The sequence below is a fragment of the Streptomyces sp. NPDC090021 genome, assembly GCF_044748225.1.
GTDB lineage: Bacteria > Actinomycetota > Actinomycetes > Streptomycetales > Streptomycetaceae > Streptomyces.
Genome location: NZ_JBIVFO010000053.1, coordinates 15,010 through 36,579, shown reverse-complemented (window position 1 = coordinate 36,579; position 21,570 = coordinate 15,010). Strand labels below are relative to the sequence as shown.

Here is a 21,570-nt window from a genome sequence, read left to right as displayed (position 1 = left end):
CCGCGCGTGTCGACCCGCAGGGTACCGGCCCCGGGGCGGGCGCCGCCGCCGGGGCTCCGGGTGAGGTCAGTCCCGGAAGCCGATGCCCGTCACGGCGGCGGCCGAGCGGCGGTCCAGCAGGGTCGCCGAGGCGCAGCCGGCGGGCGGGCGGCCCGCCTCGGCGTCGCGCAGCAGGCGGCCGACGGCGCCGCGGTGGCGGGCGAAGGCGTAGGCGGACACCCCGCGGCCCCGCGCGGCCTGCCCGGAGAGGGCCTCCTCGGGGCTGCTGTCCAGGAGGACGAGGTGCAGGGCCCGGCCCCGGCGGCGGGCGGCCGCGGCCAGCAGGGCGCGCACCCAGCTCTGGGTGCCGCAGTCGTGGACGACCACGGAGGCGCCGGAGCGCAGGATCCGGTACAGCCCCCAGTAGTGCGCGGCGCGCACCAGCGGGCGGTAGACCGCGTACGGCAGCGCGGCGGGCATCCGGCGCTCCCAGCGCTCCCGGGTGTCCTGGGAGTCGACCGCCCCGCCCTCCGGCGCGGCCCGCTTGATCAGCGTGCTCTTGCCGCCGCCGGGCAGCCCGGAGACCACGACGATGTCGCCCTCGGCGAAGCCGAGCCGCCGGGGTCCGGGCAGCGCCGGGCCACGCAGGTCGTGCACGAGGCCGATGCCGCCGTCGGCCGTCCGCCTGCGCTCACGCGCGCCGCGCCGCTGCGCCGGCACCGTGTCCACGGTTCCCGTCGTCGTCACCGGTCCGAATCTCCGCACAGTGCTCGCCTCCCCCGCATAGGGCCACCGGGGCCCTTCCCCACTGAGTGTAAAGAGACGGTAATCGGCATGTCCGGTTCCGCTCCGCCCGCTCGGACGGGCATACGAACTTTCGGACCCCGACCCCCGATCACGGACATGCCGTGCAATGATGTGCGCCATCTGGACCAACTGCATACCGGCCGCTTGAATCCGCGCGGGAGAGTCCCGGCACGCCGCAAGGCCGTGCTCGGGCGCCGAAGGAGCAAGAACCTCCCTTGAATCTCTCAGGCCCCGTACCGCGTGGATGAGGCAGATCTGAAAAGCGAGCTGCGCGGCAGCTCCACCCAAGGTGCAAGTCGGAGTGACCGGCGATCGGACAATCGGCGGAACTCTCGGCGAACCTCTCAGGTTCCGATGACAGATGGGGAGGAACGTCCTCGTCATGTCATGTCGATGCCCTGGGACCCGGGAGCCACACCCATGAGCACTGCCCCCCGCCTGACCGCCCTCGATGCGCTGCACCGCTCGCTCGGTGCGACCATGACCGATTTCGCGGGCTGGGACATGCCGCTGCGGTACGCCAGCGAGCGCGACGAGCACAACGCCGTCCGCACCAGGGCCGGTCTCTTCGACCTGTCCCACATGGGCGAGATCACGCTGACCGGCCCGGAGGCCGTCAAGGCCCTGGACTACGCGCTGGTCGGCAACATCTCGACCGTCGGCGTCGGCCGCGCCCGCTACACGCACATCTGCCAGGAGGACGGCGGGATCGTCGACGACCTGATCGTCTACCGCCTCGGCGAGACCGAGTACATGGTCGTCGCCAACGCCTCCAACGCCCAGGTGGTCCTCGACGCCCTGACCGAGCGCGCCGCGGGCTTCGACACCGAGGTCCGCGACGACCGCGACGCCTACGCGCTGATCGCGGTGCAGGGCCCGGAGTCCCCCGGCATCCTGGCCTCGCTCACCGACGCCGACCTGGACGGCCTGAAGTACTACGCCGGCCTGCCGGGCACCGTCGCGGGCGTGCCCGCGCTGATCGCGCGTACGGGCTACACCGGCGAGGACGGCTTCGAGCTGTTCGTCGCCCCCGAGCACGCCGTGGAGCTGTGGCAGGCGCTGACCAAGGCCGGCGAGGGCGTCGGCCTGGTCCCGGCCGGCCTGTCCTGCCGCGACACCCTGCGCCTGGAAGCGGGCATGCCGCTGTACGGGCACGAGCTGACCACCTCCCTGACCCCGTTCGACGCGGGTCTGGGCCGGGTGGTGAAGTTCGAGAAGGAGGGTGACTTCGTCGGCCGCGCCGCCCTGGAGGCCGCCGCCGAGAAGGCCGCGACCAAGGCGCCCCGCAAGCTGGTCGGCCTGATCGCCGAGGGCCGCCGCGTCCCGCGCGCCGGCTTCGCCGTCACCTTCGGCGGCGAGGTCGTCGGCGAGGTCACCTCGGGGGCCCCGTCCCCGACGCTGGGCAAGCCGATCGCCATGGCGTACGTGGACGCGGAGCACGCCGCGCCCGGCACCTCCGGCGTCGGCGTCGACATTCGCGGTACGCATGAGCCGTACGAGGTCGTGGCGCTGCCGTTCTACAAGCGGCAGAAGTAGCCCTCCGCGCACGACGTCCGCCGTCCGTGTACCGGTACGGCGCCGTCTCAGTACCCAAGACCGCAGTTCGTATCCACTCCCCCGCATCCAGGAGAATCAGGCCATGAGCAACCCCGAGAAGCTGCGTTACACCAAGGAGCACGAGTGGCTGTCGGACGTCGTGGACGGCGTCGCGACGGTCGGCATCACGGAGTTCGCGGCCAACGCGCTCGGTGACGTCGTCTACGCCCAGCTCCCCGAGGTCGGCGACACCGTGACCGAGGGCGAGACCTGCGGCGAGCTGGAGTCGACCAAGTCGGTCAGCGACCTGTACTCCCCGGTCTCCGGCGAGATCGTCGAGGCCAACCAGGACGTCGTCGACGACCCGGCGCTCGTGAACACCGCCCCGTTCGAGGGCGGCTGGCTGTTCAAGGTCCGTCTCTCCGAGGAGCCCAAGGACGCGCTCTCCTTCGAGGAGTACACCAAGCTCACCGCCGGTAACTGACCCCAGGGGACCCTGATGTCTGTACTGAACACCCCTCTCCACGAGCTCGACCCCGACGTCGCCGCCGCCGTCGACGCGGAGCTCGTGCGCCAGCAGTCCACCCTGGAGATGATCGCGTCGGAGAACTTCGCTCCGGTCGCCGTCATGGAGGCCCAGGGCTCGGTCCTCACCAACAAGTACGCCGAGGGCTACCCGGGCCGCCGCTACTACGGCGGCTGCGAGCACGTCGACGTGGTCGAGCAGATCGCGATCGACCGCATCAAGGCGCTGTTCGGCGCCGAGGCCGCGAACGTCCAGCCGCACTCCGGTGCGCAGGCGAACGCCGCCGCGATGTTCGCGCTGCTCAAGCCGGGCGACACGATCATGGGCCTCAACCTGGCCCACGGTGGTCACCTGACCCACGGCATGAAGATCAACTTCTCCGGCAAGCTCTACAACGTGGTCCCGTACCACGTGGACGAGTCCGGCGAGGTGGACATGTCCGAGGTCGAGCGCCTCGCCAAGGAGTCCAAGCCGCAGCTGATCGTCGCCGGCTGGTCCGCCTACCCGCGCCAGCTCGACTTCGCCGCCTTCCGCCGCATCGCGGACGAGGTCGGCGCGTACCTGATGGTCGACATGGCGCACTTCGCCGGCCTGGTCGCCGCGGGCCTGCACCCGAACCCGGTGCCGCACGCCCACGTCGTGACCACCACCACGCACAAGACCCTCGGCGGTCCGCGCGGCGGTGTCATCCTGTCGACGCAGGAACTGGCCAAGAAGATCAACTCCGCGGTCTTCCCCGGTCAGCAGGGCGGCCCGCTGGAGCACGTGATCGCGGCCAAGGCCGTCTCCTTCAAGGTCGCGGCCTCGCCCGAGTTCAAGGAGCGCCAGGAGCGCACCCTGGAGGGCGCGAAGATCCTCGCCGCCCGTCTGGTCCAGGACGACGTCAAGGCCGTGGGCGTGGACGTCCTCACCGGCGGCACCGACGTGCACCTGGTCCTGGTCGACCTGCGCAACTCCGAGCTGGACGGCCAGCAGGCCGAGGACCGCCTCCACGAGGTCGGCATCACGGTCAACCGCAACGCCATCCCGAACGACCCGCGGCCGCCGATGGTCACCTCGGGTCTGCGGATCGGTACGCCGGCCCTGGCCACCCGCGGTTTCGACGCCGAGGCCTTCACCGAGGTCGCCGAGATCATCGCGCAGGCGCTGAAGCCGGCGTACGACGCCGAGGGCCTCAAGGCGCGCGTCTCGGCGCTCGCCGCGAAGTTCCCGCTGTACCCCTCGCTCTAGCGGTGGGCGTGGAAGGGCCCGGCCTGGTCACCGCACAGGGCCGGGCCCTTCCCCCGTTTCCCCCTCCCCTCCCTCCCCCCTCCCGGGGATGCGGCCATCGGCTCCGGCTCCGGCCCCGGCCCGCCATCCCGGCGTAACGCTTCCCACTCCTGCCGGGAGCCCGGTCGTTCACCGGGCCGCGTTAAGCTCGTCTGTCGGACATAGTCCGAACAATCCCCCTCCTGCCCCCTCCCACCCCACGAGCAGACAAGGGAGTCCGCCACCGTGGCCATCTCCGTCTTCGACCTCTTCTCCATCGGCATCGGCCCCTCCTCCTCCCACACGGTCGGTCCGATGCGCGCCGCGCGCATGTTCGTGACGCGGCTGAAGAAGGACGGCGTGCTCGCCCAGACGGCCTCCGTGCGGGCCGAGCTCTTCGGTTCCCTCGGCGCGACGGGCCACGGCCACGGCACGCCCAAGGCGGTGCTGCTGGGCCTGGAAGGCCACTCCCCCCGCACCGTGGACGTGGAGACGGCCGACGACGAGGTGGAGCGCATCCGCAAGAGCGGCCGCCTGCGCCTGCTGGGCGCCGAGATAGGCGATGGCCACGAGATCGCCTTCGACGAGCCGAACCAGCTGATCCTGCACCGTCGGCGCTCCCTGCCGTACCACGCGAACGGCATGACGCTCTTCGCGTACGACGAGGCCGGCACCCCGCTGCTGGAGAAGACCTACTACTCGGTCGGCGGCGGCTTCGTCGTGGACGAGGACGCGGTCGGCGAGGACCGGATCAAGCTCGACGACACGGTGCTGAAGTACCCCTTCCGCTCCGGCGACGAGATGCTGCGCCTCGCGAACGAGACCGGCCTGTCGATCTCCTCCCTGATGCTGGAGAACGAGAAGGCCTGGCGTACGGAGGAGGAGATCCGTGAGGGCCTCCTGGAGATCTGGCGCGTCATGCAGTCCTGCGTCTCGCGCGGCATGTCCCGCGAGGGCATCCTCCCCGGCGGCCTGCGGGTCAAGCGCCGGGCCGCCTCCACGGCGCGCCAGCTGCGCACCGAGGGCGACCCGATGATGCACCGCAGCGAGTGGACGACGATCTACGCGATGGCGGTCAACGAGGAGAACGCGGCCGGCGGCCGTGTCGTCACGGCGCCCACCAACGGCGCTGCGGGCGTCCTCCCGGCCGTCCTGCACTACTACATGAACTTCGTCCCGGGCGCGGACGAGGACGGCGTGGTCCGCTTCCTCCTGGCCGCGGGCGCGATCGGCATGCTGTTCAAGGAGAACGCCTCGATCTCCGGCGCCGAGGTCGGCTGCCAGGGCGAGGTGGGCTCCGCCTGCTCGATGGCGGCCGGCGCCCTCGCCGAGGTCCTGGGCGGCACCCCGGAGCAGGTCGAGAACGCCGCCGAGATCGGCATGGAGCACAACCTGGGTCTGACCTGCGACCCGGTCGGCGGCCTGGTGCAGATCCCCTGCATCGAGCGCAACGGCATGGCCGCGGTCAAGGCCGTCACCGCCGCCAAGATGGCGATGCGCGGGGACGGCTCCCACAAGGTCTCCCTCGACAAGGTCATCAAGACCATGAAGGAGACCGGCGCCGACATGAAGATCAAGTACAAGGAGACCGCCCGCGGCGGCCTCGCGGTCAACGTGATCGAGTGCTGACCGCACACGCATGACGCGGGGGCCGGGCGGCGCACGCCCGGCCCCCGCCGCTTTCCCAGCGGGCGGAACCGGCGGGTCCGCGTCGGCGTCCTAGGTGGTGCCATCAGTCCCCGTCTCCCGAGAATCGAGGGGACAACATGATCCACACACGTCTCCGGCGGTTCGTGGCTCTGGCCTCCGGCGCGCTGCTCGCCGCCGGACTCGCGTTCGCCTCGCCCGCCTCGGCCTCCTCTCTCGCCTCCACCCAGGTCCCGACCCCGCTCGTCGTGAACGCCCGCTGGGGCGGCCACACCACGTTTGACCGGATCGTCATCGACCTGCAGGGGTACGCCCCCACGGTGACCGTCACGCCCGTCGCGCAGCTCGTGTACGACGGGTCCGGAAAGCCCGTCCCGCTGGCCGGGAAGTATTTCCTGGAGATCCGCCTCAACCCCGCCGCCGCGCACGACGACGCGGGCGAGAGCGTCTACCACGGCCCCAAGCTGCAGAAGATCCACCTCAGCAAGCTCAAGGGGCTCGCCATGACCGGCGACTACGAGGGGTACGTGACCTTCGGCGCCGCCTTCGACACCCTCCCCTACTACCGGGCCTACAGCCTGCACTCGCCCGAGCGGTTCGTCGTGGACATCGCGCGCTGAACCACCACCGGCCCGGGGTGCCGTGCGCCCCGGGCCGGCTCCTGGCGGGCCCGCCGAATCCGTCGCGCGAGGCGCAGAGGGCCCGGATTCCCGGCAGCTGCTCCGCGGGCTCGCCCAGACTCATCGGTGCTCGGGGTTGGGGAAGTCGAAGCGGCAGCCGGCGTCCCACTCCGAGCGCTGGTTTCCGTGGGCCGGGATGCCGCCGGAGCGCTTGAGCAGGGCGGCCAGGTGCATGAGGTTCCAGGACATGAAGGTGGTGTTGCGGTTGGTGAAGTCGTTCTCGGGGCCGCCCGAGCCGGGGTCCAGGTAGGACGGGCCCGGGCCGGCCTCGCCGATCCAGCCCGCGTCGGCCTGCGGCGGGATCGCGTAGCCGAGGTGCTGGAGGCTGTAGAGGACGTTCATGGCGCAGTGTTTGACGCCGTCCTCGTTGCCGGTGATCAGCGCGCCGCCGACCCGGCCGTAGTAGGCGTACTGGCCGTGCTCGTTGAGCAGCGAGGAGCAGGCGTAGAGCCGCTCGATCACCTTCTTCATCACGGAGCTGTTGTCGCCGAGCCAGATGGGACCGCACAGGACGAGGATGTCGGCGTCCATGACCTGGCTGTAGAGGACCGGCCACTGGTCGCTCTCCCAGCCGTGCTCGGTCATGTCCGGCCAGACGCCCGTCGCGATGTCGTGGTCGACGGCGCGGATGAGCGAGGTGCGGGCGCCCGCGGACTCCATGACCGCCCGGCTCTTGTCGATCAGGCCCTCGGTGTTGCTGGTCTCGGGCGAGCGTTTGAGCGTGCAGTTGACGTAGAGGGCCGTGAGGTCGGCGTAGCGCGCAGGGTTCGGTGTGTTCTCGTCGGCAGCCACGCACCCAGCCTGCGCAGCCTTCGGGGTGGCCGCCACCGGGCCTGGCCCGTACGGGGGGAGGCGGCCGGGGGGAGGTGATCGCGGTGTCCGGGTCCCCGCAAACCTAGGATGGCGGCATGTCCCTGCCGCACGCCATCCTCACCGCCCTGCTCGAGAAGCCCTCGTCCGGGCTGGAGCTGACCCGGCGGTTCGACAAGTCGATCGGGTACTTCTGGTCGGCGACGCACCAGCAGATCTACCGCGAGCTGGGACGGCTGGAGGAGGCCGGGCTGATCCGGGCGCTGCCCAGCGAGGTGCCCGTGCGCGGGCAGAAGAAGGAGTACGAGGTGCTGCCCGCGGGCGGCGCGGAGCTGGCCCGGTGGGTCGCGGAGAGCCAGGACCCCAAGCCGATGCGCGATCCGCTGCTGCTGCGGATCCGGGCGGCGGGCGTCGTGGGCCCGCAGGGGCTCGGCCCCGAGCTGCGGCGCCATCTGGAACTGCACCGGCGTCAGCTGGCGCAGTACGAGGCCATCGAGGCGAAGGACTTCCCGCCGGGGCGCGACGCCGTGGAGGACCGGCTGCGCCGGCTCGTCCTGCACGGCGGGATCGCCCTGGAGACGTTCTGGCTGACCTGGCTTCAGGAGGCCCTCGCCGAGGTCGGTGACATGGAGGACGGGTCCGGGCCGGCGGCCTGACGCAGGCTGCCGCCCGGGGCCCGCGGGCCCCGGGCGGCAGACCGGGAGACTACTTGTTCAGGGAGGCCCAGAACTCGTCGAAGCTCAGCAGCTTGTCGCCGTTGGCGTCCTTGGAGGCGACGACGGAGTCCGCGACGGCCGGGGTCACGTGGACGTCGCCCATGGCGCGCATCGCGGCGCTGTACTCGTCGGCCGTGATGAAGCCGTCGCCGTTCACGTCGAACCGGTCGAACGTAGCCCGTGCGCTCTCGATGTCCGCCACTGGGTCCACCCCTTCTTGGTGCTTGTTGACCGGCCCAGGGTAGCCGCCCCCGGGGCCGGTGGGACCCCCGGGTCCCGGGGCGCCCCCGGGCCCGTCGTCCAGGTCCCGCCCGGCCCGCGGAGCTGCTCCGACGACCGGACCTAGCGGAAGATCCCGGTGTGGCCGAGCGAGTAGCGGCCGGGCTGCGGGTACACGGCGAGGCCGTGGGGGCCGCCGCCCACCGGGATCCGGGCGAGCTGCTTGCCGGTCACGGTGTCGATCGCGTACACCTCGGAGTTGTAGCGGCCGGACAGCCACAGCACCTTGCCGTCGGCGGAGACGCCGCCCATGTCGGGGCTGCCGCCGTCCGGCAGCGTCCACTTCTTGGTGAGCTTCTTCTGCGGGAAGTTGTAGACGGAGACGGTGCCCTCGCCGCGGTTGGAGACGTACATCTCCTTGGAGTCGCGGCTCACGTAGAGGCCGTGGCAGCCCTCGCCGGTGGGCAGCAGCTTGGGGGTCTCGAACGTGTCACCGCTGAGCACCCACATGCCGTGCGCCATCATGTCGGCGACGAAGAAGGTCTTGCCGTCCGGGGAGACCTTGACGTCCTGCGGCATGGCGCCCTCGAAGGGCAGCTTCTGCTGGCCGACGACCTCCATCCGCTCGGTGTCCACCTTGAGCAGTTCGCCGGAGAACTCGCAGCTCACGATGAAGTAGCGGCCGTCGGCGGAGAAGTCCGCGTGGTTGACGCCGTAGCAGGTCACCGGGACGGTCTTCACGCGGTCCATGGTGTGGGGGTCGCGGAAGACCAGTTCCCTGTCCATCGAGGCCATGACGATCGCGTACTTGCCGTTGGGCGTGAAGTACAGGTTGTACGGGTCGTGCACTTCGACGGGCTTGCCGGCCTCGCCGGTCGCGGGGTTGATCGGGGTGAGCGTGTGGCCCCGGTTGTTGTTGACCCACAGGGTCTTCAGGTCCCAGGAGGGCACGACGTGCTGGGGCTGGATCCCGACCGGGATGGTGTCGATGACCTTGTAGGTCTCGGGGTCGATGACGGACACCGTGTTGGAGTTGGTGTTCGGCACGTAGACGCGGGACGGGAAGTCCTTGACCACCGGGGAGAGCTTGCCCGGCCGGTCCGCCGCGTAGACGTCGTTCGGGTCCAGCAGGGGCGGCATGCCCGGCAGCCCGGGCGGGGCGGCCGGCACGGCCTTGGCCGGCTCGGCCGGGCCCTTGGTGCCGAGTGCCTCGGCAGGTCCCCTTTCCGCTGATCCGCAGCCGGAGAGGGCGGTAAGGACCAGACCGGCCAGCAGCACGCCGGCATTCCGGGTAAGGCGGGTGGTCTTCATGGCGTCAGCAGCTCCGTGGTGGTCACCGCGCGCAGTCTGCGGCGCGCGAGTTCTGCGAGGAGGGAAGGCATCGCGTCGACCGTGTCCGCGTAGCCGAAGTGCAGGCTCACCACGGATCCGGGCCGGATCGTCCCGGTGACGGTGCGCAGGACGGCCGCGGCGCCGGGCGAGGTGAAGTCGAGGGAGTCGACGTCGTACGAGAGGACGTGCGGGTAGCCCGCCCGCTGGGCCAGTTTCTGGACGAGCGGTGTCGCATGCTGCGTCTGGGAGGGCCGGAACCAGGTGCCGATGGAGCCGGTGAGCCTCTTCAGGCGCTGGGCGCAGCCGGTGATCTCGGCATGGGCCTCCGCCTTGGTCATGTCGTTGATCGCGAGGTGTCGCTGGGTGTGGTTGCCGAGTTCGTGACCGCCGTCGAGGATCCGGCGGGCCATGTCCGGGTGGGCGTCGAGCCAGGCGCCGATCGCCAGTACGGTGACCCGCGCGCCGCCCTTCTCCGCCGCGGCCAGCGCCGCGCGCGCGAGGGCGGGATCGCCGTTGCCGTGGAAGGTGAGTGCGACCCGGTCGCGGTCGCGGGGACCGTGACCGATCTCGACGGGCTGCCCGGCGAACCGGCGCGGGGCGGCCGGTGCCGCGCGGGCGGGCTCGGCCGGCCGGGCCGGGCCGGGGGGCGGGGTGGTGGCCGCGGAGGGCGCACGACCCGGGCCGCACCCGGCGGTGAGACCGGCCGCCGCGGCGCCGGCCGCACCGAGACCGGCAGCGCGCAGAGCCGCACGGAGGGCCGCGCGGCGGCCTGGTTGTGAGAGCACTTGCCCATTTAAGAGGCGAATGACCCGGAAGGTAATGATTGAACCATTTCGGGGCGTTCACTGACGGGCCCAATCGGGCACCCCATCCACCACGTGATCAACGATTCACTCAGAGCAGTCGATACTTATTCATGGATTGCGAGGTGCGTGGCCCACCTCACCTAGGATTTAGCTAGAAAGTCTTGGGATTTGCACACTTATGTCCAAGTAGGGACTTTTGGCGTTCGAGCCCTCGTCTGTCATAGTCGAAAGCACGACTTCCCCTTGACCCGAGCGAAGTCGCCACACCGAGGATCACACCCCCTTCGATCCCCGGCACACCCATGAAGCCCCCACACCGCCCCACACGGCGCACCGGGGGCTTCAGGCGTTCTGGCGGTCGGCGACCCGCATCTCGAACCAGGTGATCTTCCCCCGGGGCAGCAGGTCGGCACCCCAGCGGTCGGAGAGCTTGTCGACGAGGAAGAGGCCGCGGCCCGTGGTGTCCAGCTCGTGGACGGGCATCAGACACGGAAGCCCGCGCGAGGGATCGCGCACCTCCACCCGGATCCAGCCGCGCCGCCGCAGCATGCGTAAGCCGAAGGAGCGGGCGCCGGTATGACGGACCGCGTTGCCGACGAGTTCCGAGACCAGCAGCACGGCATGCTCGGAGATCTGGGGCGAGAGGCCCCAGAGGCGGATCACCACGCACTGGGTGAGCCGCCGCGCGGTGCCGGCCGACTCGGGCATGGACGGCAAGGTCACTTCGGCCTCGGCCGGATTGCCGAACAACTCCAGCGCCCTGAGGCCCTGTTCCTCCTCGACCGCCGCCGTGAGCCGTACCGCCGAAGCACCGCCGCGTTGCCGCGGCTGTTCCACACCCTCCAGGCCCGCCATGCACCCATCATGGACGGCCGGCCCGCCCCTCCGGGCCGTTCCACAGGAAAACACCCCCTGGATTCAACCAATCCAAGGGGGTGCCCTGTCATATGCGGCAGGCAACAAGGGGGCCTGAAAACCGGCCCTGACCTGGCGTGACGCATCGCACGGGAGCGATCACGCGGAGTTGATCACCTATTCCGCTTAAGGCTGCCTTAAGGCCTGGCTAATCCACCCCCAGGGAGGACCGCCCGCCGCGGCTCAGACGAACTTCGCCTTGCCCGGGCCCTCTTCGACGAAACTGCGCATGCCGCGCTCACGGTCCTCGGTGGCGAACAGGCCCGCGAACCAGTTGCGTTCGATGGTGAGCCCGGTGTCGATGTCGGCCTCCAGACCCGCGTCCACGCACTCCTTCGCGGCGCGCAGCGCGATCGCCGGACCCTGCGCGAGCCGGGCCGCCCAGGCGTGCGCCTGCTCGTACACCTCGGCCGCGGGCACCACCCGGTCGACCAGGCCCAGGGTGAACGCCTCGTCGGCCTTGACCATCCGGCCGGTGAAGATCAGGTCCTTGGCCCGGGAGGGGCCGACCAGCCGGGACAGCCGCTGGGTACCGCCCGCGCCGGGGATCAGGCCGAGCAGGATCTCGGGCTGGCCGAGCTTGGCGTTGTCGGCGGCGATCCGGTAGTCGGCGCACAGCGCGAGTTCGCAACCACCGCCCAGCGCGTAGCCGGTGATCGCGGCGACGACGGGCTTGGGGATGCGGGCGACCGCGGTGAAGGCGTCCTGCAGCGCACGGGACCGGACGACCATCGCCGCGTGGTCCATCGTCTGCATCTCCTTGATGTCCGCGCCCGCCGCGAACACCTTCTCGCCGCCGTAGATGACGACCGCGCGGACGTCCGCCCGGTCGGTCGCCTCCACCGCGAGCTCGCGCAGCCGGTCCTGGGTGGCGATGTCCAGGGCGTTCATGGGCGGCCGGTCCAGGCGGATGGTGCCGACGCCTTCGGAGACTTCGAGAGAGATGGTCATACGGGTCAGGTTAGCGCCGGTTAACCCGAAGCGGCCCGGTGCCGTGGGTCACAGCACCGGGCCACCGGGATCACGTGCGGGGCGTACGCGCAGCGGTTACTTGATCCACTCCGCCCACGGCATGTTCCAGCCGTTGAGGCCGTTGTCCGGGGCGATCTGCTTGTCCTTCGAGTTCTTCACGACGATCACGTCACCGATCAGCGACTCGTCGAAGAACCAGGCGGCGGGCTGCTTGGAGTCGCCCGCGCCGCGGACGTCCTTGAGTCCGACGCAGCCGTGGCTGACGTTCGCCGAGCCGAAGGTGCTGGAAGGGGCCCAATAGTTGCCGTGCACGAAGGTGCCCGACTGCGACAGGCGCATGGCGTGCGGGACGTCGGAGATGTCGTACTCGCCGCCGAAGCCGACGGTCGCGCCGTTCATCCGCGTGACCTTGTACTTCTCGCTGATGACCATCTGACCGTTGTAGGTCGTGGTCGAGGGGGCGCCCGCGGTGATCGGGACGTCCCTGAGGACCTGGCCGTCGCGGACGACCTGCATCGTGTGCGCGGCCGCGTCGACCGTCGAGACCTGGGACCGGCCGATGGTGAAGGTGACGGTGCGGGTCTGCTTGCCGTACACGCCGGGGCGGCCCTCCACGCCGTCGAGGGCGAGCTTGACGGTGACCTTGGTGCCCGCGGCCCAGTAGTTCTCGGGGCGGAAGTCGAGGCGGTCGTTGCCGAACCAGTGGCCCTCGATCGGCACGGCCGGCTCGGCGGTCACGGTGATGGCCTTCTCCACGGCCTCGGGGTTGGTGATGCCACGGGTGAAGTTGATCGAGACCGGCATGCCCACGCCGACGGTCGTGCCGTCCTCGGGCGTGTAGTGGCCGACGAAGGTGTTGGTCGGGGTCAGGGTCGTGAAGCCGGTGTCCTTGACGGACTCCCGGCCGGCCTCGTCCTTGGCGACCGCGTGCACCTTGTACTCGGTGGCCGAGGCGAGGTGGCGGACCGGCTCCCAGCTCGCGCCGTCGTCGGAGAGCTTGCCCTCGACCGCATTGCCCTTGGTGTCGGCGACGGTCACCGTGCTGAGCTTGCCGCCCGCGCTCGTGATCTTCAGGACGCCGCTGGTGGCGACCTCCTTGGCCCCGTCGTCGGGCTTGACGTTGACGACGGCCTTCGAGGCCTCGGTACCGGTGTTGCCGCCGCCCCCGGCGTTGTCGCTGCCGCTGCTGCTGTTGTTGCCGCCACCACCGCCGCCGCAGGCGGTGGTGAACAGCAGGGCCGCTCCCAGCAGAAGGGCCGGCAGGCCGGTGCGGGCGCGGCCGCGTATCGGCTGCAGGTTCACTCGTGTTCTCCCCATGTCCCCCGCGCGCGGACTGTCGCGCGCATGTCGACAGGAAATCACACGGGAGGATCACGAAGAGCCACGGTCTTGTCACCGTTCCGTCCCAACCGCCGCGAAGGGGCCGTGGCGGCTTGCGTATCAGTCCTCCGTGCCCGGCTTGACGCCCCAGACGTAGACGGCGTCGCCCTCGGTGAGCAGGTCCCAGAGGCGCTTCGCGTCCGGTTCGGTGAGGTTGACGCAGCCTGCGGAACCACCGGTTCCGTAGAGGGAGCCGGGGGATCCGTGCAGGGCCTGACCCCCGTCGAAGAACTGGGCGTGCGGCATGCGCGTGCCGTACAGCGTGGAGACGTGGTCCTTGTTGCGCCAGTACACCTCGTGCCAGCCGGTCCGGGTCTCCTGGTAGTCGCGGCCGGTGCGGATGGGCACGGGCGGGAAGACGACCCGGCTCCCCCGCTGCACCCACAGCAGCTGGCGGTCGAGGTCGACGCACGTGACGCGGTGGTCGCGCTCGGGGCAGTCGCCGGCGGCGTTGGGATCGGGGCGGGCCTGGACGACGAGCATCGTGCGGTAGGTGGCGACGCCCGGGTAGCCGTCGGCGGGGCTGACGCCGTTGGCGCGCTGGAAGGCGCGTACCGCGTAGCAGTCCGCCGTGGACTGCACCCCGTCGACCGGCCGGCCCACGTGGTCCTCCAGCTCCCGCTGGTAGGGGCCGGTGCCCGCCGTGCACGCGCTCTCCGGTTCCACCGGGGCGGCCACCGCAGTGGACGGGTGGGTGCCCGCGAGTGCGAGCAGGGCGCCGAACACGGCCACCCGCGCTATCGAGCCGGTCCCCTGACGTACGGCCATGCGGGCCTCCTCGGGTCTGTGAGCACGCTGGTCACGGCCCAGCCAACCCGTACGGCCGGGCCACGGCTCGCGCTGCTGCGCCGCCGGGGTGAGGAGGTCACTCCGGCGGCGCACCGGCGCGAGCGGTCCGGGGCGGGTGCCCCTTGCGGCGGCCCTGGTCCTCGCCCACCTCGGGGATCCGCTCGGCACGCCCGACGGGGACGATGAGCAGGAGCCGGCGCCCGGACCCGGCGTCCAGCCGCCAGGGGCCGGCCACCGGCGCCTTCGGCATCACGTAGCCCTCGGGAACGTCCTTGGTGACCAGGAAGTACGCGCCGTCGGCGAGCCCTTCGAAGTCGCAGACGCCGTCGGCGTCGGTGGCACAGCCGGGCCGGACGCGCTGGTCCGCGGCGACGCCCGCGGTCTGCAGGCCGACGGTGCCATCGGTCTCCCGCCACACTTCGAACACCGCGCCGTGCAGCGGGGCACCGGTCTTGCCGTCCTTCGTCCGGACCCGGACCCCGCCGCCGTACGCCGCGTCCCGGCGCCGGTTCGGGACGCTGACGACGAGCCCGTTGCGGGCGGCGTCCTCGCCGAAGTCGAAGCCGGTGAAGGGTTCGACCGGCGGCTCGTAGCCGGCGGGGACGGCGACCTGCACCGCGTAGTACGTCTCGCCGGTCGCCGGCACCATGGTGCACAGGCCCTTCGGGTCGGTCACGCAGCCGTGGGCCGACTTCTGGTCGGCTCCCTGACCGGTGCTCTGGAGCCCGGCCCGGTCGTTGGTCTCGCGCCACAGCTCGAACCGGGCTCCGGGCAGGGGCGTTCCGGTGTCCAGATCGGTACTGCGCAGCACCACCTCGGCGGTGCCGGGCGGTGCCGCGGGCGGTGCGGCAAGGGCGGCCGGGGCCGCCGTGGCGAGCACCGCCGCGGCGGCGGGACCGATGAGCCACGCCCTCGTCGTCCTGGCTGTCATGCCGCTCCGTCCGTCGTCCTGGACCGGGGATCAGGCCCGGGGGCCCTCGGCGTCCTTCGGGTGCCCGGGGCGCTTCGGCTTCTGGTGGTGGCCACCGTCGCCCTTGCCGTGGCCGTGGTCGCCCTTGCCGTGGCCGCCCTTTCCGTGGCCGTGGTCACCCTTGCCGTGGTCGCCCTTGCCCTTGCCGTGGCCGTCGCGCTCGTTCCGGAGCGTGACCACGAGGCGGCGGTCCGGGGTGCCGGCGTCCAGCGTCAGCGGACCGGTGACCCGGTCCGCGGGCAGCGCGTAGCCCTCGGGCACGGCCGTCTCGACCAGGTAGTACGAGCCCGCGGGGAACGGGCCGAAGTCGCAGACCCCGCCGCGGTCGGTGGCGCAGCCGTCCGCCACCCTGCGGTCGGGGTTGCTGCCCCGCATCTGCAGGCCTGCGGTGTCGTTGCTCTCGTGCCACACCTCGAACACCGCGCCGCGCAGCGGCCGCCCGGTCTTGGCGTCCTGCTTCAGGACCCGGATGGAGCCCTCGTACCGCCGGCTCGCGGTGTTCGGGACGGTGACGACGATGCCGTCCGCCACGTCGTCCGCGGTCAGGTCGAAGCGCGTGACCGGGTCCGCCGGCGGTTCGTATCCGGCCGGGACCGCGGTCTCCCGCCAGTAGTACGTCTGCCCGACCGGGAGTTCCACCGTGCAGGTGCCCCCGGCGTCGGTGACGCAGGCGCCGTCCAGCCGGGTGTCACCGCCCGGGGTGGCGGTCTGGAGGCCGGAGGTGTCGTTGCTCTCCCGCCACAGCTCGAACTCCGCGCCGGGCAGTGCCGCGCCCGTCGCCGCGTCCGTCTTGCGCAGCACCACCCGGGCGCCGTCCGGCGGCTCGGGGCTGCGCCGGTTGTCCGCCTCGTACCGGACTCCGGTCTGCGCGTTCTCGGTGGTCAGGGTCAGCTCGCGGACGGGCTGGGCGGGCTGCTCGTACCCGGGGGGCGCCTGGGTCTCGCGCCAGTAGTACGTGCCGAGCCCGGTGGTCTCCTCGCACAGGCCGCTCGCCGGGGTGGTGCACCGGGTGACCAGGGTGTCGGCGTCCGGGCCGGTGGGCTGCAGCCCCGCCGTTCTGTTGCTCTCCCGCCACAGCTCGAACTGCGCTCCCGCGAGCGCCGCGCCCGTCGCCGCGTCCCGCTTGAGGACGGAGACCGAGCCGGTCACCGGGGTCGGGCCTGCGCAGTCGGGCAGGTCCCCGTTGAAGGGGTAGGCGTGGAACTCCTGGCCGCCGCCGCCGACGGTCTCGCTGCCATGGGTGACGGAGCCGGTGGTGAAGAAGCGGCCGTTGATGCCGGGCAGGGTGATCGTGGTCTCGGAGCGCTGCTGCCCCATCAGGAAGCTGCCCTGGAACTGGCCGCCACCAGTCAGCCGCACGGTGGTGGCGTCGGGGAAGTTCCACAGCAGCCGGTCACGGTAGGCGTTCAGGGGGTCGGTGTCCTGGAGGCCGCCGCTGTAGGTGTTGATGGTGCGGTCGACGCCCAGGACGTTGACCAGGACGGTGGCCCCGGCCGGGATCCGGTCGAAGCGGATGCCCTGCATGCCGCCGCCGTTGCCGACCATGTCCGCGTCCACGTTGAAGACCTGGAGCGCGGAGGTGTTGTCGCCGGTGAAGAGGGTCTCGTAGCCGCGGTTGGCGACGGTGCCGGTGGCCGGGCGGGGCCGGCCGTCGACCCGGGCGTAGCACTGGCTGGCGGCGCTGAGCCGGTCGCGCAGTCCGGCGTACGGGGTCACGGCGGCGGGGTCGGGGACCAGGCGGCCGGAGACCACCCCGGTGACGGCGCCCGCGTGCCGGACCACGCCGCCGTCGGCGAGCAGCCGTTCGCCGGCGGCGACGGTGACGCCTCCGCCGGTGGTGAGGAAGTCGGCCCCGTCGGGCGGCGGTACGAGTGATCCGGCTCCGACGATCCCGACGTTGTAGCGGCTGTCGCCGCCCGCCACCTTGTCCTGGTCGAAGTCGCCGAGGACGACGAGGCGGCCCTCGGCCTCGGAGGCCCGTCCCCGGACCCGGAAGTCGCCGCCGGCGAAGATGTTGATGCCGTTGTCCCGGCCCCGCAGGACGCCGTCGCTGTTGACCGGCGGGTAAGGGTCCGGGCAGCGGCCCGGAACGCAGGGACCGAGCCCGTCCGGCAGCGGCGCCCGGGCCGCTGCCACCGGCCGGTCGGTGCCGGGACCGGCGGCGACGGCCGTGGGCGCCGCGGCGGCCAGTACAGCGCCGACCGCGAGTCCGAGGGTCCAGTTCCTTGCTGACATGACGCTCCGTCCGATTCCACTGCTGCCCGATATGCCCTGGTACGCATGGATACGCTCCGCTGCGCTTTGACAGGCTGGGGCAGGGGTCGGCGGCGCGGTGGGCGGACACTCTCCGCTACGGCATTCCGATCACACGAATCACTCGTATGGAGGCCTGTGCGCCGTTCAGCCGAGAGCGGAGCCGGCCACCCAGTCCGCCCAGGACATGTTCCAGCCGCCGAGCCCGTTGTCGGCGGCGACCGTCTTGTCCTGCGAGTTGACGACCTCGATCACGTCACCGATCAGGGTCCGGTCGAAGAACCAGCCCGCCGGGGTGTCGGAGCCGCCGCCCTTGTCGTCGCGCAGGCCCACGCAGCCGTGGCTCACGTTGGTGCTGCCGAAGGTGTCGGGGCTGGACCAGTAGTTCCCGTGCAGGAAGGTCCCGGAGTTGGTGAGGCGCATGGCGTGCGGGACGTCGGGGATGTCGTACTCGCCCCCGAAGCCCACGGTCTGGCCGTTCATCCGGGTGACGTCGAAGAGCTCCATCACCACCATCTTCCCGTTGTAGGTGGTGGTCTTGGGCGCTCCGGCGCTGATCGGCACGGTCGACAGCAGTTCCCCGTCCCGGCGGACCTCCATGGTGTGGGCGGCCGCGTCCACGGTGGAGATCTGGGAGCGCCCGACGGTGAAGGTGACGGTCTTGGACTGGATCCCGTACGAGCCGGGCGCGCCCTCGACGTCGCGCAGGGCCATCCGCACGGTGACCTTGGTCCCGGGCTTCCAGTACTGCTTGGGCCGGAAGTCGAGGCGTTCCTTGCCGAACCAGTGGGCGGCGATCCCCACCGCGGGCTCCGCGGTGATCCGGATGGCGCGCTCCACCTCGGCGCGGCGTTCGATGGCGCGGCTGAACTTGAAGGAGACGATCATGCCGGTACCGACGGTGGAGCGGTTCTCGGGCTTGAAGTAGCCGATGAACCGCTCTTCGGGAACGTAGGTGGTGAAGGTGGTGCGGCGGGCCTGGCGGCGGTTGTGCCCGTCGAGGGCGACGGCGTCCACGGTGTACTTGGCGGCGAGGGCGAGCCGTCCCGCCTGCGGGGTGGGACTCCAGCTGAGTCCGTCGGGGGCGATGGCGCCCGGGACCTCCTCCTGCTGCGCGTCCTCGACCTTGGTCACCACGACCCGTTCCAGCCGCCCTTCGGGCACGGTGACCGTCAGCCGGCCGTCGGCCGGGACGTCCCTGGCGTTGTCGTCGGGGGTGATGCGGATGGCCTCGTCCGGCGAGCGGACTCTGCCGGGGAGCTGGATCTCGACGGGCGACTTGCCGTCCCGGGTGCAGGCGGCCAGCCCGCCGAGCAGGCCCGCCCACACCGCCACGGCGGCCAAGCCCGCCCCTGCCCGCCTCGTCAGAAGTGTCACGTCCCCTCCAACGACCGGGCCCCTCCGGGGGAAACGTGAGCGCGGGCCACGTTCCGGGCAGAGCTGTCCGGGCAGAACAGTGGGAAGGACCAGACGGGGGCGGGCCCGGGCCGGGACGCCGGGGCCAGACACTCCCCTTCCCCCGCCGGTACCGAAGAGCCGTGGAGGCGGGCAGTGTCGAGCGCAGCCGAGCAGGAGGCGGTGGAAGCCGTCAGCGACGTCGTCGCGGGGGTACGGAGCGGACAGGCCGCGCCCGTACCGCACGTGGACGGCCAACCGGGCGGCCCACCGGGCCATCAGCCGAACGGACGGCCGGACGGCCGGACGAACGGCCAGGTCAGGGGGCAGCCCGTACGGGCGCACACGCACCCGGCCCCGGCGGTGTGGCCGGGGTCCTCGCACCCCCTGGGGGCCCGCTTCCACCACGGTCCGGACGGGACCGCGGGCACCAACTTCGCCGTGTGGGCGCAGGGCGCGGAGGCCGTGGAGGTGTGCCTCTTCGACGAGGGCGGGGCCGAGACCCGCTGCCTGCTGACGGAGCTCACGCACGAGATCTGGCACGGTTTCGTGCCGGGCGTGCGCCCGGGGCAGCGGTACGGATTCCGGGTGCACGGCCGCTGGGACCCCTGGACGGGAGTCCGGCACAATCCGGCGAAGCTGCTCCTGGACCCGTACGCACGGGCCGTCGACGGGGACTTCACGCTGCCGCCGGAGGTGTACGGGCACGTCCGGGACTGGCCGCAGCAGTACATCGCGGACACCGTGCGCGACGACCGGGACTCCGCTCCGTATCTGCCCAAGGGCGTGGTCGTGCACGATGACGACGACTGGGCGGACGACGTCCGGCCGAAGACCCCCTGGGCCGATTCGGTGATCTACGAGCTGCACGTGCGCGGCTTCACGATGCGCCATCCGGGCGTTCCCGAGGAGCTGCGCGGGACCTACGCGGGCCTGGCCCATCCGGCGGCGGTCGAGCACCTGGTGAAGCTGGGCGTGACGGCGGTCGAGCTGCTGCCGGTGCACCAGTTCGCGCACGAGGACCATCTGCTGCGCAAGGGACTGCGCAACTACTGGGGCTACAACTCGGTCGGCTACTTCGCCCCGCACGCGGGCTACTCGTCGAGCGGTACGGCCGGGCAGCAGGTCGGCGAGTTCAAACGGATGGTCCGGGCGCTGCACGCGGCCGGGATCGAGGTGATCCTCGACGTGGTCTACAACCACACGGCGGAGGCCGGTGAGCTGGGGCCCACGCTGTCGCTGCGCGGTTTCGACAACCGGGGCTACTACCGGCTCCAGTCCGACCAGCGGCGGTACGCCGACTACACGGGCTGCGGGAACACCCTGCACGCCGGGCGGCCGCACGTGCTGCGGCTGATCACGGACTCGTTGCGCTACTGGGTCACGGAGATGGGGGTGGACGGCTTCCGTTTCGACCTGGCGGCGGCGCTGGCCCGCTCGATGCACGACGTGGACATGCTGTCGCCGTTCCTGGCGGTCATCGCGCAGGACCCGGTGCTGCGGCGGGTGAAGCTGATCGCCGAGCCGTGGGACGTGGGGTCCGGCGGCTACCAGGTGGGGGCGTTCCCGCCGCTGTGGACGGAGTGGAACGACCGATACCGGGACGCCGTACGGGACTTCTGGCGGGGTGCGCTGCCCGACGTACGGGACCTCGGCTACCGGCTGTCGGGGTCGAGCGACCTGTACGCGTGGGGCGGGCGGCGCCCGTACGCCTCGGTGAACTTCGTGACCGCGCACGACGGTTTCACCCTGCGGGACCTGGTGTCCTACGAGCGCAAGCACAACGACGCGAACGGGGAGGCGGGCCGGGACGGGACCAACGACAACCGGTCGTGGAACTGCGGGGCGGAGGGGGAGACGGACGACGCCCGCATCGGCGTGCTCCGGCGTCGCCAGCTGCGCAACCTGCTGACCACCCTGCTGTTGTCGACGGGGGTGCCGATGCTGGTGGCGGGCGACGAGTTCGGGCGCACGCAGGGCGGCAACAACAACGCCTACTGCCAGGACAACGAGACGGGATGGGTGGACTGGTCTTTGCTGGAGGATCCGGCGTGGCGGTCGCTGTTCGCCCTGACGGCCCGGCTGATCTCGCTGCGCCACGCCCATCCGGTGCTGCGGCGGCGGGCGTTCTTCTCGGGCCGGCCGCAGGGCGCGGACGGGCTGCGGGACCTGGCCTGGTTCACGCCGGCGGGCGTGGAGATGACGGAGCGGGACTGGTACGCCCCGGCGTCCGCGCTGGGGATGTACCTGTCGGGGCGGGACATCCCGGGCCGTGACCAGCGGGGGCGGCAGGTGACGGACGACAGCTTCCTCGTGCTGCTCCACACCGGTGACCGGCCGGCGGCCTGGGTGCTGCCGGCGGCGCCGTGGGCCGAGGAGTACGAACTGGTCCTGGACACCTCTCTGGAGGAGCAGGCCGCCGTCCCCGGCACCCGGCACCGCGCCGGGGAGACCCTGACCGTACCGGCCCGCTCGGTGCTGCTGCTGAAGGTCGGCGGGTCTCGACCGCCAGGAGCATCCGCTTGAGGAGGGCGGCGGGCGCCGCGCGGTCGGCGGCGGCGAGGGGCTCGGCCGTCTCGGCCTCGGCGAT

Annotated in this window: 19 protein-coding genes and 1 riboswitch; of the genes, 7 read left to right on the top strand and 12 right to left on the bottom strand. The window is 71.6% G+C overall.

The features are described from left to right. Positions 1-66 precede the first annotated feature (66 nt). Positions 67-726 (bottom strand): AAA family ATPase, encoded by a 660-nt coding sequence (locus ACIPXC_RS31365; protein ID WP_401624800.1) that lies wholly within the window; start codon positions 724-726, stop codon positions 67-69. A gap of 205 nt (positions 727-931) precedes the next feature. Beyond that, a riboswitch (glycine riboswitch) is annotated at positions 932-1,035 on the top strand. A gap of 171 nt (positions 1,036-1,206) precedes the next feature. On the opposite strand from ACIPXC_RS31365, the gene gcvT reads away from it, so the two are divergent. The 5 genes from gcvT (at position 1,207) to ACIPXC_RS31340 (ending at position 6,363) form a co-directional block, all read left to right on the top strand. Further along, positions 1,207-2,322: a glycine cleavage system aminomethyltransferase GcvT gene (gene gcvT, locus ACIPXC_RS31360; protein WP_386462308.1), complete on the top strand. Its 1,116-nt coding sequence runs from the start codon at positions 1,207-1,209 to the stop codon at positions 2,320-2,322. Positions 2,323-2,425: 103 nt separating this feature from the next. After that, on the top strand, positions 2,426-2,806 hold the full coding sequence (gene gcvH / locus ACIPXC_RS31355; protein ID WP_030846773.1) for a glycine cleavage system protein GcvH: 381 nt from the start codon (positions 2,426-2,428) through the stop codon (positions 2,804-2,806). A 15-nt stretch (positions 2,807-2,821) separates the two neighbouring features. Further along, a complete protein-coding gene (gene glyA / locus ACIPXC_RS31350; RefSeq protein ID WP_401624797.1) occupies positions 2,822-4,078 on the top strand; it encodes a serine hydroxymethyltransferase in 1,257 nt (418 codons plus the stop codon). Positions 4,079-4,342: 264 nt separating this feature from the next. After that, positions 4,343-5,725, top strand: a complete 1,383-nt coding sequence (locus tag ACIPXC_RS31345) for an L-serine ammonia-lyase (protein ID WP_030846770.1) — start codon at positions 4,343-4,345, stop codon at positions 5,723-5,725. Between the two features lie 137 nt (positions 5,726-5,862). Continuing rightward, positions 5,863-6,363 carry a hypothetical protein gene (locus ACIPXC_RS31340; protein ID WP_401624794.1) on the top strand — a complete coding sequence of 167 codons (501 nt, stop codon included), beginning with the start codon at positions 5,863-5,865 and terminating at the stop codon, positions 6,361-6,363. A gap of 120 nt (positions 6,364-6,483) precedes the next feature. Here the strand turns inward: ACIPXC_RS31340 and ACIPXC_RS31335 are convergent, their stop codons facing one another. After that, entirely contained in the window at positions 6,484-7,215 is a 732-nt protein-coding gene (locus ACIPXC_RS31335) for a flavodoxin family protein (RefSeq protein WP_401624792.1), read from the bottom strand. A 116-nt stretch (positions 7,216-7,331) separates the two neighbouring features. Between ACIPXC_RS31335 and ACIPXC_RS31330 the strand changes: the two genes are divergently transcribed. Next, on the top strand, positions 7,332-7,889 hold the full coding sequence (locus ACIPXC_RS31330) for a PadR family transcriptional regulator (RefSeq protein ID WP_401624790.1): 558 nt from the start codon (positions 7,332-7,334) through the stop codon (positions 7,887-7,889). Positions 7,890-7,938: 49 nt separating this feature from the next. On the opposite strand, the gene ACIPXC_RS31325 is transcribed toward ACIPXC_RS31330, so the two are convergent. The 10 genes from ACIPXC_RS31325 to ACIPXC_RS31280 form a co-directional block, all read right to left on the bottom strand. After that, a complete protein-coding gene (locus tag ACIPXC_RS31325) occupies positions 7,939-8,151 on the bottom strand; it encodes an EF-hand domain-containing protein (protein WP_401624788.1) in 213 nt (70 codons plus the stop codon). A gap of 140 nt (positions 8,152-8,291) precedes the next feature. Beyond that, positions 8,292-9,479, bottom strand: a complete 1,188-nt coding sequence (locus tag ACIPXC_RS31320) for a YncE family protein (protein WP_401624786.1) — start codon at positions 9,477-9,479, stop codon at positions 8,292-8,294. Then, a complete protein-coding gene (locus ACIPXC_RS31315) occupies positions 9,476-10,285 on the bottom strand; it encodes a polysaccharide deacetylase family protein (RefSeq protein ID WP_401624784.1) in 810 nt (269 codons plus the stop codon). The genes ACIPXC_RS31320 and ACIPXC_RS31315 overlap by 4 nt, the downstream gene beginning before the upstream one ends. A 363-nt stretch (positions 10,286-10,648) precedes the next feature. Further along, positions 10,649-11,161, bottom strand: a complete 513-nt coding sequence (locus ACIPXC_RS31310) for an ATP-binding protein (RefSeq protein WP_401624782.1) — start codon at positions 11,159-11,161, stop codon at positions 10,649-10,651. 243 nt (positions 11,162-11,404) lie between these two features. Continuing rightward, positions 11,405-12,172 (bottom strand): enoyl-CoA hydratase/isomerase family protein, encoded by a 768-nt coding sequence (locus ACIPXC_RS31305; RefSeq protein ID WP_381750044.1) that lies wholly within the window; start codon positions 12,170-12,172, stop codon positions 11,405-11,407. A 96-nt stretch (positions 12,173-12,268) separates the two neighbouring features. Further along, positions 12,269-13,489 (bottom strand): Ig-like domain-containing protein, encoded by a 1,221-nt coding sequence (locus ACIPXC_RS31300; RefSeq protein ID WP_401624821.1) that lies wholly within the window; start codon positions 13,487-13,489, stop codon positions 12,269-12,271. 144 nt (positions 13,490-13,633) lie between these two features. Next, positions 13,634-14,341 carry a L,D-transpeptidase family protein gene (locus ACIPXC_RS31295; protein ID WP_401624779.1) on the bottom strand — a complete coding sequence of 236 codons (708 nt, stop codon included), beginning with the start codon at positions 14,339-14,341 and terminating at the stop codon, positions 13,634-13,636. A gap of 97 nt (positions 14,342-14,438) precedes the next feature. After that, a complete protein-coding gene (locus ACIPXC_RS31290; RefSeq protein ID WP_401624777.1) occupies positions 14,439-15,293 on the bottom strand; it encodes a collagen binding domain-containing protein in 855 nt (284 codons plus the stop codon). 30 nt (positions 15,294-15,323) lie between these two features. After that, a complete protein-coding gene (locus tag ACIPXC_RS31285) occupies positions 15,324-17,567 on the bottom strand; it encodes a choice-of-anchor A family protein (RefSeq protein WP_401624775.1) in 2,244 nt (747 codons plus the stop codon). Positions 17,568-17,732: 165 nt separating this feature from the next. Beyond that, positions 17,733-18,953: an Ig-like domain-containing protein gene (locus tag ACIPXC_RS31280; protein ID WP_401624819.1), complete on the bottom strand. Its 1,221-nt coding sequence runs from the start codon at positions 18,951-18,953 to the stop codon at positions 17,733-17,735. Between the two features lie 183 nt (positions 18,954-19,136). Here ACIPXC_RS31280 and glgX point away from each other — a divergent pair, with 183 nt between their 5' ends. Beyond that, entirely contained in the window at positions 19,137-21,506 is a 2,370-nt protein-coding gene (glgX, locus tag ACIPXC_RS31275; protein ID WP_401624773.1) for a glycogen debranching protein GlgX, read from the top strand. Positions 21,507-21,570 lie beyond the last annotated feature (64 nt).